General features: G+C 37.8%; 11 protein-coding genes. All 11 read right to left on the reverse strand.

The genetic code is table 11. The features are described from left to right. Positions 1-24: 24 nt before the first annotated feature. Positions 25-1203, reverse strand: a complete 1179-nt coding sequence (locus FAY30_RS19405) for an aminotransferase class I/II-fold pyridoxal phosphate-dependent enzyme (RefSeq protein ID WP_149871402.1) — start codon at positions 1201-1203, stop codon at positions 25-27. Between the two features lie 56 nt (positions 1204-1259). Beyond that, a complete protein-coding gene (locus FAY30_RS19410) occupies positions 1260-2351 on the reverse strand; it encodes a GNAT family N-acetyltransferase (RefSeq protein ID WP_190284692.1) in 1092 nt (363 codons plus the stop codon). Between the two features lie 38 nt (positions 2352-2389). Then, entirely contained in the window at positions 2390-3154 is a 765-nt protein-coding gene (locus FAY30_RS19415; RefSeq protein WP_149871404.1) for a GNAT family N-acetyltransferase, read from the reverse strand. 24 nt (positions 3155-3178) lie between these two features. Next, complete coding sequence (locus tag FAY30_RS19420; RefSeq protein ID WP_149871405.1) at positions 3179-3781, reverse strand: sugar transferase; 603 nt, start codon at positions 3779-3781, stop codon at positions 3179-3181. A 106-nt stretch (positions 3782-3887) separates the two neighbouring features. Beyond that, positions 3888-4943 (reverse strand): acyltransferase family protein, encoded by a 1056-nt coding sequence (locus FAY30_RS19425; RefSeq protein ID WP_190284693.1) that lies wholly within the window; start codon positions 4941-4943, stop codon positions 3888-3890. 39 nt (positions 4944-4982) lie between these two features. Then, positions 4983-5753 (reverse strand): glycosyltransferase family 2 protein, encoded by a 771-nt coding sequence (locus FAY30_RS19430; RefSeq protein WP_149871407.1) that lies wholly within the window; start codon positions 5751-5753, stop codon positions 4983-4985. A 16-nt stretch (positions 5754-5769) separates the two neighbouring features. After that, entirely contained in the window at positions 5770-7170 is a 1401-nt protein-coding gene (locus tag FAY30_RS19435; protein ID WP_149871408.1) for a sugar transferase, read from the reverse strand. A gap of 109 nt (positions 7171-7279) precedes the next feature. Beyond that, positions 7280-8959, reverse strand: coding sequence for a glucosamine inositolphosphorylceramide transferase family protein (locus tag FAY30_RS19440; protein WP_149871409.1), 1680 nt, complete (start codon positions 8957-8959; stop codon positions 7280-7282). Positions 8960-9034: 75 nt separating this feature from the next. Continuing rightward, a complete protein-coding gene (locus tag FAY30_RS19445; protein ID WP_149872783.1) occupies positions 9035-10087 on the reverse strand; it encodes a glycosyltransferase family 4 protein in 1053 nt (350 codons plus the stop codon). Next, on the reverse strand, positions 10062-11378 hold the full coding sequence (locus FAY30_RS19450; protein WP_149871410.1) for an O-antigen ligase family protein: 1317 nt from the start codon (positions 11376-11378) through the stop codon (positions 10062-10064). The genes FAY30_RS19445 and FAY30_RS19450 overlap by 26 nt, the downstream gene beginning before the upstream one ends. Before the next feature lies 1 nt (position 11379). Then, positions 11380-12837 (reverse strand): oligosaccharide flippase family protein, encoded by a 1458-nt coding sequence (locus FAY30_RS19455; RefSeq protein ID WP_149871411.1) that lies wholly within the window; start codon positions 12835-12837, stop codon positions 11380-11382. Positions 12838-12864 lie beyond the last annotated feature (27 nt).

Consider the following 12864-nt stretch of genomic DNA (forward strand, 5'->3'; position numbering starts at 1 on the left):
TTAAAAAATTTTTTCAGCTCTGACCTATGTAGCAATAAAATGCTGTTTACTCCGACTATTTATAAAAGATTGGATTGTATCGATGACACGTAATTGTTCCGCTTCAGTCATGCTGGTTCCTGAAGGCAGACAAATCCCTCGTTTAAATAAACATTCCGCAACGGATAACTGACTGGAATGTGGATAGAACCGGTATTTATTAAGTAATGGCTGTAAATGCATGGGCTTCCAAACCGGTCGCGCTTCAATATTTTCTTTTTCAAGTTCCTGTATTAACTCAAGCGGTGTATACACTGGTGGTTCTGAGTCAATATATAAAGCCGTTAACCAGCGATTATGACGGGTCCCTTGGTATTCAGGCATAAAAACAAACTCTTTAATTTGACTTAATTCACGTACATATTGCTGATAAATTGCCTGCTTTTGTTTTACTCTCTCTTCAATTACAGCTAGCTGCGCAATTCCAATTCCGGCCAAGATGTTGCTCATTCGATAATTGTAGCCTAGTTCACTATGCTGATAATAGGGATAATTATCGCGTGCTTGTGTTGCGAAAAACTTTCCCTTAGCCAATGCCTCCTGATCATTCGAAACCAGCATTCCCCCGCCCGAAGTGGTAATAATTTTGTTTCCATTAAAGGAATAGACACCAAATTTACCAATCGAACCACTTTTTCTCTCCTTGTAAGTAGAGCCCAATGATTCTGCAGCATCTTCAATAATCGGGACCTGATAAAAATTACAGATTTCTATGATTTCATCCATTTTTGCATTCTGACCATAGAGATGAACAACAATAACAGCTTTGGGCAGTTTTCTTTCTTTTTCAGCATCCATAAAAGCTTTTTTCAAGGCCTTTGGCGACATATTCCATGTATCAAACTCTGAATCTATGAACACCGGTACTGCCTGCTGGTAAAGAATTGGATTTGCACTTGCGACAAATGTAAGTGTGGAACAAAAAACCTTGTCACCTGCCTTTACATCCAGCAGACGTAAGGCCAGATGGATAGCTGCCGTACCTGAACTTACAGCAAGCGCTCCCTTAACTCCCACATATTGAGCAATCTCCACTTCGAACCGATCCACATTAGGACCCAGTGGAGCAATCCAATTGGATTGAAATGACCTTTCAATATATTTTTGCTCATTGCCAGTCATATGGGGCGGGGAGAGATAAATTCTCTTTTTATTATTTTCCATGAGCTCACTCACATCCATTCTTTACTGATTTTTTCTGTTTGACAATGAACATGTGGCTACTGTTTGCTTAAATGATTTTCTGCGATCAGGTCCGGATGCCGGTACAAAGGAAAATAATTATTGGCAACTGGAAGGCTTTTAATTAGCTCTTGATAAATAAGCCCATTACGAATTCTTTTTCCAATATAGAAGGGTAAATCCCCATATTTATTAAACCGCTTTTTAAATCGATACAAGGTATCATGATCCCCTGAATAGCCCCCGCCAAGATGTAAAACTTTTAACCCCTTGGCTTTTGCCCAGCCAACAGCATAATGGATCAGCGAATTGTTTGGGGAATACTTAAGATAATCTTCATCAGAACCCAATAAATGATAATGAATAAACTCCCCATGATGCATAAAGAAGCAGGACATAATCACTTTATTGTCCATTATGACTTCAATTAATTCCAACTGACCACTCAACAGTTCCACTTGATTTTCAAAAAATTCCCTTTGAAAATAGTAATATTCATACGCATGTTTCTTATCCATTGTCTTGTAATATAAATTCATAAAGGTTTCAAATTCATTCGCAGGGCGATGAACCATTGTAAAGTATTCGTTGGCCTCTGCCTTCCGTAGTCGATTTCGATTTTTATTATCGTAATTCGCCCATATTTCTTCTAAATCCAAAGCTAAATCAATGTAAATCGTATGGCGGTTCAGTAGTGAGTCGATATCTTGATAATCTAAATCATTCCGAATGAATGGATGGAATCGGACAAACTCCGAGATGATTTTGTGTTGATCGCAATAAGAACGAAATGAATCCTCAAATTGGCGAAATAATTGTTTTTTCTTCACACCATCTGTTGTATTGGTTATTGGTCCCCCGTAACCGTAAGGAGTTGTAATATCATACAATTCTCCATATTTTTTTCGGACTTCATCCGTTATCGGAATGTCCTGCAGATTTCTTACTAGAAATGGATAATAAATAAAATCCTCTCCATCTTGGTACAAAAACAGCTGCGCTTTCCCTTCCCCATTCCTCTCGTAAATTTCTAAGTATTCAGGTGTAAAATAAATATCCTTACTGGCTGTCTTTTCGAGAAAATGATGCCAGATTTCTCTTTCACTTAAATCAAATAATGTATAAACCACTAACGTCCCCCCAAAGAATTTCTCTAATAAAGTGAATCTCAATTAAACCTTGCTGTCATTCTGTTACTTTCACACAATAATACGTGCGGCTGTGGCACTTCCTTATTTGTGACGATAAGCAGCCGGCGTCCAGGGTCAAGCCCATTAAGATATTGAAGCAAATCAGTATCATAGAGGGCAGAAGGATTGGTTATCCGGTAGTATTGATCGGTGATTCTCCCAATCTGGTAAGTACCATTACGGGTTGAACACATAAGCTGTGAAAACCCATATGCCGTTTGCTCCGATTCCGCATTAGGATAGTTCTCAATCCAACATCCTCCTGAGGGACCTTTCCAATCTGTTACAGCTGTTTGCTCCCGGACATACCAATTGGAAGACCCTATTTTCACAAAGCCAATTTTTTTATACCAATTTATTGCCGCCATGTTATCAGCAAATACATCAAGGGAAATCTTGGTCCTTCCAAATTGATCTAGTAATTGTTTCCCATGCTCAACCAGCAGGGTCCTGCCGATCCTTAGACCCTGATATTCCGGAAAGACATAAATATTATTTAAAAAAAGAGCTTCCTCCAACACGCGCCATTCTGTGTAGCCCGCCAGCCTCTCACCGGTAAATGCCCCATAAAACTTGACCTTTCGGTGTTTCTCCGCAATGGTAAGCCACTTGTTTAGATATGCTTCATAGCCTTTTGAACTAAATATCGTAAGCGGAAATATCTTACGATTCATTCCCGATTTGATTAGCTCGGGGATGAGAGGTGCATCTCTATTTCGCAAAGGTTCAATCTGTATTTTCATTTATCCCATTTCACCCCTTAAGGACTAAGCCTTCATCCTTCGTTCAACATCAAAATCTAACATCTGATCAGCAGGAACATCAGCAATCCCTTCGCGTTTTAGCGTTTTACTGATAGTTTTAATAATAATTTTCAAGTCGAAGAATAATGATTGATGATCGACATAAAAAACATCTAATGCCAATCTTGTGTTCCAATCCAGTTGATTCCTGCCCTCTACTTGTGCGTATCCGGTAATTCCCGGACGAACTGTATGCCTTTTCCTTTCTTGATCAGAATAGTAAGGCAAATATCGGACTAATAGCGGCCGAGGACCGACCAAACTCATATCACCTTTTACGACGTTAAGCAACTGCGGTAATTCATCCAAACTTAAGCGTCTAATGATAAGCCCCGTCTTTGTTAACCGCACAGAATCCGGCAAGTCATTACCTGCTAAATCCTTTTCATTTGTCATTGTTCTGAACTTATAGACAGTAAAAATCTTTTCATGATACCCCACTCGTTTTTGTTTAAAGAGAATGGGAGAGCCTAATTTCACCCTTACAACGACGGCAGCCCCAAGTATGATCGGGCTAAAGAGACATAGGAGGAGTAAACTCACAAAAATATCACAAAATCTTTTCATTGTTACCTCCTCATTTCGGTCAATTTAGAAACACTATTCGTCCTTAATAACGAACAAAATCAATAAAAAAATATATATCAAGGATAAGGGTGCTCCCTTGATCATTCTATTTACCCATTATTAATGGCATGTCTATCGAACGATTTACCTTTGTGAAGACTACTTTTCGTAAATATTTCAACATTGGCTTTTCAATAAGCTGATATACGAGACAGCAGGAAAGGACGGTTAATATAATGACAGCTGACATTGTTAAAAAGTACCCTAAAGCACCTATTACATGAAATTTAACCATTAGTAAAATATAAAGATGTAAAAATGGCCCATGAGCAATGTAAATGGAGTAAGAAGCATCCCCCAAGAATGACAGTGCCTTTGGTGTTTGCCTTTCCTTCTTGTCTTTTTCGGCAATCCCCAGCATAAGAAGCATGGAAAATATACAAAAGAATAACGGCACATGTATATGAAAAATTTGATATATATTATTTAACCAAACCGCTAAATATCCAAGCAGCCCTGCTGTTACGAACAAGGTTGAATATTTAAAATTAAAGTTAAGCGTCAGATAAGCCACTACACATCCGCAAATGATTTCCAAATTGCTAAAGCTAAAAATAAAGGAATGCTCCGGAAAAGGAACAAACTTTAAGCCTATTAACATCGTAGCCAGAATCCATATAGCAATGAGAGGTTTAAGGATTTTCGGCCGGAAAATATAAGCTGCAAACAAAAGATAGAAAAAGACGACATGACTAAGCGACCAGGCAGAATCCAGAATCGGTTCGGGAGGCAGGATCAGGATTGACTTAAAGATTAGTTCGGCCGGGTAGCTGCCCCCCGCAGATGGTAATAATAACGAAACAGCAATCGATAATAATGTAAACATCCAATATAGCGGATAAATTCTAATCACACGCTTTAGAAGAAATTCCTTTGCCTTTCCCGGTCTTCCGGCTTGTTTATGATAGAGATAAAAAATCATAAAACCTGTTACAATAAAAAAGAAATCGACCCCTCCTGTTCTTTCCCATTGCCCCATATCAAACCAATCATAGTTAAACTTGGTATGAAACAAAATATTGACATGGCCTAAGAGAACAAATATAATCGCTATCGCTCTTGAAATCTGTACAAATGACAGCTTTCTTCTTTTAGTCTCCAATGTTATCCCCTCATTTCAAGAAATCCATCGTTAAACATTTTACGTTTTGGCATGTTTCTTTAATGCACGAAGTGAATAATTTGCAAAATACCATAGGGCGGAAGGTATATTAATTTTTTCAACCTTCCTATACGTATTCCAGGTTTTCTGAGCAGATTTCAGTTTATTACTTGATAGTGAATGTTCTCGTTTTCTGTAGAGGGCTAACTCCTCATTCAGACCATATGCATCAATTCCATTTGAAAGGATTGAAAGCCAGAGGCCATAATCCTCCGAACAGTCCCGATATAAAGGCATTTGTATGTTTCCGACTTTCCTTTTATCTAAAATGACGGTTAGTGTGCCAATCAGGGTGTTTTTTAATAGGCATTTATATTTAATTTTTGCGGGCACCTGAATGAGCGTATTCGTCCTTTCTCCACTTTCATCCATAATCCTGTAATTCGTAAACGAAAAGGCAAGATTATTTTTTTTCATGAAATTCAGTTGTCTTTCTAATTTATGGGGACTCCAAAGGTCATCGCTATCTAAAAAAGCAAGATAGTTTCCTGACGAAGCAGTGATGGCTTTATTCCTTGCCTTTGCCGGGCCGCCATTTGCTGCGAGCTCAATTAATTTAATTCGAGAATCAAGCTCCCTTTCTTTCTTTACCAGATCAACTGTGTTATCTGTCGAACAATCATCGACAATAATCATTTCCCAGTTTGTATACGTTTGGGCTTTAACGGAATGGATGGTTTCAGTAATAAATCGTGCAGCGTTATAGGTTGGAGTGATAATTGAAACCTTCGATTCTGCCGAATAGTTCATTTTGCTCCCCCATTTCTTAATGGTTCATAACCTTTTTCTTCTTTAGACTCTTTAGTAATCGCTGGTTTGGAAGATTGTTTTCTTCCTTCAGCCCCTGTGCCTGTTCAGGCTGAAGGACCACACGAATAGTTTGAAATAAGATTTTTACATCCAGCCAAAAGGAATAATTATGAACATATAAGAGGTCAAACCTTAACTTATCTTCAACAGGTGTGGTATAGTTGGCCAACACTTGTGCTAAGCCTGTTATTCCCGGCTTAACTGTTAACCGGTAATGGTATTCAGGCAACTTTTGTTTAAATTGATTAATGAAATATTCTCGTTCCGGCCTTGGACCAACAATGCTCATATCCCCTTTAAGAACATTTAATAATTGTGGAAGCTCATCTAAACGAACAGCTCGAATGAATCTTCCAATTGCCGTAATTCGGGGATCTCTATCTGTTGCAAGTACGGGACCTGTTCTCTCTTCTGCATCTTGAATCATACTTCTAAACTTATAAATCATATATGGATTCCCCTTTTGCCCGATCCGCTCTTGTTTATAAAGAGCCGGTCCTTTTGACGTCAGCGGAATGAACAGAAATAACGCCAATAATAGCGGACTGGCGATTACTAATAGGAGGAATGAAATCAACACATCAAACCCGCGCTTAAGAAACCGTTGGCTTATGCTTATATTCGGCGGTTTGATCGAAACGACTAACATATCATCAATTTGCTGGATATCGGCTGCTATGACAGAAAGCTCGAATTGCTGCGGTACCACCATTGCCTCTTTGCCATGTTTCATACATAAGCTCAGAATTTCTTCTTTATCCTCCCCACTCAGGTTCGGGCTAAGGAGAAGAAGATCACACTTTTTGATATTTTCATAAATAATCGCCATATTAGCCGCAGTAATAAATCCTGATATTTCAAACCATCCTTTATGATGATTGATAATTTTGTCTGCCAAATGGATTCCTGCATTCGAATCTTCCCCGATAATAATGACCTTCCTTTTACCGAAAAATTTCTTGTAAAGGTACCAAACACTTGCACGTGCTGCGAGTAATAGTATCGTCTGAATGAGAAATGCAATAAAGATAAAACTTTGCTGGAAGGATAGATAGGGTGTCAATAGGGAAATGGCCGAAATAAAGATTGAAAAAAACACCATCGATAATACAACGGAATAAACTACATGCTGAATATTTTTTCGCTGCCAATCTCCGTAGAGGTCATATAGATAGAAAACAAAATAACTGGATGCCGAAAGTAAAATTAACCAATTGGAAGAGATCAGGGTTCCGGCAATTGGGATGGAAAGTTGATAGGAAACCAAATAGGCAATAATAAAACCTGCAAAGACTAAAGTGATATCGGCAACTGCTTGAATAAGCTTCACACAACTCCCTCGATATCTATCATTCATTTTCAATTCTCCTTTCTAAAACACGTAGAAGGTTTGAGCAGGGAGAGAGTTTAAAGACAGAATAATTCCTTTTTAACGAATAATTCATTCTTTTTAAAGTACAATCTGATTAAAAAAAATCCTGTTGAACCCTCTTTTTTGACTTGTTTTTCCCCATCTTTCCCAATTTGACCTGTTCATATTGAACTGGTCTAAACTTGTAAAGCTTCCTGAAGAAATGGAGCAAACTATAATCAAAACGCTTACCGTCCAGGATTGTAATCCCCCCTGCATTTGAAATCGTATGAACCCCGTCTGGATACAAACTGTCATTTTTAGGTTCAATGAAGGAAACGGGCTCCTCTTCAAATTGCGAAGTAGATAAAGTTTTAATTTTATTTAAAACAATTCTTCCTCCATACGTTTTTGAACAATCTTGTGCCGGGCGGTAAAGCACCCCTTCCTGAATAAATGGTGTCCCTGCCGGCCGAGAAGACCGTATGTCCATTTTCACTGGATTTAGAACATGCGGTTGCCAATCTCCCAGCAAATCAGCTGCATAGTAAATATGCAGTTCATTATTATGACTTTGGATAGTTGAAAATGATTTCGTGCAGAACAGCCACCAATAATCACCATATTTGATGATGGTTGAATCAACAGCATGAAAATCTTCTATTAATGTTTTTACCTTCTCCCATTCTTTACTGGCTTTATTTAATCGATAAATGGTAGCCTCCTTCGCTTCTGAGGTTTCAGGAAGGCAGTATACTTGATTGTTATGTTCTATAATAAACGGATAAGACATATGACATGGGAATTTCATTAGTGCCTGATCAAATGTGATGGTATCATCCCTGACGCTTGCAGCACTTATATACCCCTTGACCACTCGATGATCTAATTCTTCCATTAAGATCTGTAATCCGCCCTCATCCCGATAAGCGAATGGATCAGCATAATATAAATCTTTCTCTTGTACTAACCATTGTATATTCGTATCTGAATCGGTTAAAAATTCATGAATCGGTTTCGGGACAATGCCAATGTTCCAATATTCATAGGAAAATAATTTTGCAGCCAGCTTTTTATATTTATTCTTAGACAGCTGGACAATAAATTTCCCCATTTGCTTCATGGTAGGTTTTTCAGGAATTGGATATGCAGAAGCAATGGCAGCATGGTTCAAATACTCGGCATTATTATTCAAAATATCCCGGCACACCAAGGCTGGCCAACTTGAGATGGTCGAGGTAATATGCTCCCGATTTTTTTTATAAGAATCCTTAATGGTAGAAAAGTATCCTTCCTTTAACAAAATAGGCTTATTGACCCCTGTGAGCTGAACTAATCCGGCAAACGTAACAGGCTCTTCATTATAGATCTCCCAAAAATATCGATTTAGCTCTGAGCTGTGTTGAAACGCCCATAAACCATATCGGGACAAATGAGCCATTCCTCCGCCGATATGGCTTGAACTAATATTAAATAGGAAATCTAATTTGAAACCAGCAATTTTCTCCATATTATTCTTCGAAAATTGATATTCTCCAGTTTCTGTTTTACTGACTTCACATTCCAGGATAGGGATGCCATTCATCATCGTTGGTAAACTAGCAGATTTTTTAGTCATCAAAGATTTTAGTAAGACTTTCACAGTATGCTGCTTACTGTGCTTGTGCTCAAGCAGGATCAATAAGCCAGCCTCCACATTCTCCAACTCCAGCATTTTTTTTATGCTATTTGCTTGCCATCCTTCAACGGCTATATTGTCACAAATAATCCCGAAACGTAGTCCTTTTTTCTCCATCACCTTACCACTCCCAAGGTATTCAACTTAGCAAATAGGATGTCATTCAGTTTATTCATATGTAATGGGACACCATTAACTGCAAGTCAGATACTCATTTAACGTATTATTTACCATTTGCTCCAAAGAAAAATCTGCTTCCACTTTTCTTCTGGCGTTCTCAATAAATTGTTTCCTAATCTCATCGTTTACTTTTAAATCAAGAATTTTATCACAAAAGTCTTCTACTGAATGCTCATTGATGAGGAAACCAGTCTTATTCCCAATAATTGCTTCCCCAATCCCCCCTCTATTAATGGAGATAATTGGCGTTCCCACTGCCATAGCCTCTAAGATGACCATTGGGAAAACCTCTCGATAGGATGTAAGTAATATGACGTCCATTTCTTTAATAAATTCCTCCGGATGATGAACAACGCCAACCATCTTAATCTTGTGATGTAAATTTTGTGAATCAATCATCCTCTTGATTTTTTCCTGCTCCGGTCCATCCCCTGCAATATAAAACAATAGGTTTGGGATGTCACGCAGCTTTCCAGCAATCTTTATGAACAGCTCATGATTTTTTTCTTCTGATAACCTTGCCAAGATCCCGATCTTGAAACATTCCCCTTTTACCTTTTGATGAAAGGCAAACTGCTTCATATCAACACCGTTATAAACTGTCGTTATTTTGCCAGCCGTTATTCCTGCTTTGATAAGATTTTCCTTCTCAAAGTCACTGACCGTGATGATTTTTTCCACATGCTTATTTAGCAAATAGGCAAATACAGCTGGATTTTTCTCTTCAAGAACGGTCACATTATGCTTTGTGTAGACTATCCTGAACTTCATTTTCGTTATTTTTTGTACAAAAATACAGTATAGGACCATTCGCAAACTATTCGCATGGATTACATCTATTTGCTTATCAATAATTAACTTTCTAAGCTTTTTAATATTCTGCAGGTGCTTTGTTCTACTCATCTCACTAAAGTTGTTTTTATGCTTGATTTTCCCGTATAACTCTCCGGGTCCGGCGGCATAGTGAAAGGAAATGTCTGGATGTTGCAATTGATTCTCTAATTTGCAAAAATACATTTCAGCTCCACCGAATATCAGCTTATCTGTTATGACTAGAATATTCATGAGCAGCATCACTTCCTTTACGATTGACATTTAGTTTCAATTTTTGTTTATAGGAGAATATGGAATGGAACGAACCTGCTTTTTGCGTTTCAGTCTGGCGTGCATATTTTTCGTTATTCAAATACGTTGTTAAGATGGCTAGATACATAAAAAACATGTCATTAATGATGATCGAAAGGAACCCCATTTGCAGAATCATTCCAAGAAAGGTTAATAGCAGGTATGGGTTATTTTTACGTACACTGCTTTTTATTAATTGGATAAATACTAATAGGATAAATAAACAAAAGCAGGATATTCCCACCAAACCAGACTCCGATAAAATATCTAAAAAGGTATTATGTACCTCCAGGTTATCGCCATATTGAAAGAAGTTATAGTCAGCAAAATTAAAAGCCCCAATGCCAAAAAACATATGCGTCGTAAAATAGTCCCAGGCTCTTCCCCATAATTCTAACCTTCCACTGCCGCCATCCTGAGAAAAATCCTCAATTCTAGATCCTAAGATGTCGAAAATATCGAACTTCATATAGACAATCGCAATATACACTGCCACAAAAAGTGAACCGGCAAGACCGGCCAGTAATTTTAACTGTTTAAGAGGGTTATTAAGCAAAATATAAATCAGCAGGATAAACGCCATGACTAAAAGTCCGCCTCTTGAAAATGATAATATATTGGCAATAATACATAGGATTAAACCGAGCTTATTTTTCAGCGATTTTGCATGGCAAAGATAATAAGAGAAAAAGAGTGTATTATAATAAACAAAGAAGTTGGGATCCTGTAAAAGCCCGATTAATCGAGGGTAATCTCGATCCAGCATCACACCAAATTGATAAACCCGATCACCCTCGAATACAAAACCAAGGGTTTTTAAGCCGATAAAATACATTGCTAAACTAGCAATATTAAAAATAATCCCAACATCTGAAATCGCTCTTTCAATCATCGAATTACTAGAGGTGCCTATAACTGATTTCATCACAAAATAACAAAAAATATATAAGATTATTCCGCAGATGATTCTAATGCTGGAGGCCGGATATAAAGCAAACACTCCTGTGAAGCTGTACATCAAATAAAATAACAGCATCGCTACTTCAAACAGCTGAAGCTTGTGAAAGTAAAAGGAACCGATATGAATCGTCAAAAACAAAATCAAAAAAATCATATATGGTTTTATGGCAAATCCCACATAAATGTAGTAATTTGCCAGAGTCACTAATAAAAAAAGAAAGAAGATGGTGAATTGACTTCTATGCAAATTTGGAGTTATTTTGTGGTCCATTTTAAACCCCCTGTGATTTCTTCGACTTCCATCTTTGTTTCATTCCGATCATTTTCATGTACCCATTTACTTTTTCCATGGTTTCTTTATCTATAAGTAGCATGAAGGATAATAAAGCAAAATTGAGGATAACGGCTACTACCGGCAATGAATCTAGAAAAAATCCGGTGGTGCTGATACACATAATAAAAAAGGAAAGATAAGGAATGATTGCCTTTTTTGCAATGATCCAGCGATTGGGTATGCACAACCAAAATCCCAAAAGGGAAATTCCTTCAATTACTACTCCTGCCATAGCCGCTCCCGTTACACCATATGATCGACTAAAAAACAGATAAAGAAAGACCCCACAGATGACGGCAAACGATTGAACAGCAGTCCGATACGTTTGTAAAGCCCTTGTCGTTAAACCATCCGCTAAGGCAATATTAATCGCCTGTAACGTAAGCATGAAGGATAAAATTTTCAATGGAAATACAGCTTCGAGCCACTTCACACCAAATAACAGATCGATTACGAAATGGGACAGATGGTATAAAGGAATGGTCATCGCCATCCCGACTAAGGCAATGATTTTGATTAACGAGATATTATATTTTAAATGATCGTCTAAAAGATTATTATTAAAGGATCGAAACAACACTGGGTAATAGGCACCTGCAACGATAAAGGGAATTTGCTGCAGCGCTTGCGGGATTCGATAGGCTACTGCAAATAACCCAACTTCTTTAAGGGTGATTGTCTTTTCCAGTACTAGCGGCCCTAATTGTGGCAGCAGTACAAAAAGCAATCCCCCTAAAGTAAATGAACCCAGATTTTGTAACAAGCCTCTATGGAACGGACTATTCAAGCTGATACGAATATTTTTACTGACAAGGTACACTCCAATAACACCGGCAGCCAAATAGGAGAGGCCATAAAGAGCGCAAATAATAACTGGATTAAAACGAAAAAGCATTCCAATTGTAAGAGTGAGAACTAAGCAGCCAGAGGAAATAATTCGGATTAGTCCAAAGTACTGCATTTTTTCTATTAACTGAAAATAGGTCGTTCCAATACTTTGCAGAGCCACTCCTGTTACCATCGGGATAACAAGAAAGTACGCCGTTTGAATAAGTTCTCGATTTCCCGAATGTGAAATATGAATAAAGCAAAATCCACATATAAAGGTAACAACCAGTAAGCCCAGTCTCATTTTTACATAGGAAGAAATAAGGATGGATGGATTCACATCCTTCTTTGAACCCTCTCTTAACACAATGTCACTTAGTCCTGCATCTGTAAAATACCCCATGATCATCGCGATGGCTAAGACGACACTAAACATCCCATAATAATAGGATTGCAGGTAACTGGCTAAAACGATTAAGGCTGCAGCATTTAAAATACTTGAAAGTGCTGTACTGTAAAAAAGATGGATGATATTCTTAGCTATTGAATTTTTCGTTACTTTCTCCATGAATTCCCCACCTTTTGATGACACCTG

Origin of the sequence: Bacillus sp. S3, assembly GCF_005154805.1 — a bacterium.
In the GTDB taxonomy this organism is placed as follows: Bacteria; Bacillota; Bacilli; order Bacillales; family Cytobacillaceae; genus Neobacillus.

What these genes read in the sequence shown, in the direction of transcription:
- FAY30_RS19405 (WP_149871402.1), bottom strand. Translation starts at nt 1,203, where the DNA reads ATGGAAAATAATAAAAAGAGAATTTATCTCTCCCCGCCCCATATGACT.
- FAY30_RS19415 (WP_149871404.1), bottom strand. Translation starts at nt 3,154, where the DNA reads ATGAAAATACAGATTGAACCTTTGCGAAATAGAGATGCACCTCTCATC.
- FAY30_RS19420 (WP_149871405.1), bottom strand. Translation starts at nt 3,781, where the DNA reads ATGAAAAGATTTTGTGATATTTTTGTGAGTTTACTCCTCCTATGTCTC.
- FAY30_RS19430 (WP_149871407.1), bottom strand. Translation starts at nt 5,753, where the DNA reads ATGAACTATTCGGCAGAATCGAAGGTTTCAATTATCACTCCAACCTAT.
- FAY30_RS19435 (WP_149871408.1), bottom strand. Translation starts at nt 7,170, where the DNA reads ATGAATGATAGATATCGAGGGAGTTGTGTGAAGCTTATTCAAGCAGTT.
- FAY30_RS19440 (WP_149871409.1), bottom strand. Translation starts at nt 8,959, where the DNA reads ATGGAGAAAAAAGGACTACGTTTCGGGATTATTTGTGACAATATAGCC.
- FAY30_RS19445 (WP_149872783.1), bottom strand. Translation starts at nt 10,087, where the DNA reads ATGAATATTCTAGTCATAACAGATAAGCTGATATTCGGTGGAGCTGAA.
- FAY30_RS19450 (WP_149871410.1), bottom strand. Translation starts at nt 11,378, where the DNA reads ATGGACCACAAAATAACTCCAAATTTGCATAGAAGTCAATTCACCATC.
- FAY30_RS19455 (WP_149871411.1), bottom strand. Translation starts at nt 12,837, where the DNA reads ATGGAGAAAGTAACGAAAAATTCAATAGCTAAGAATATCATCCATCTT.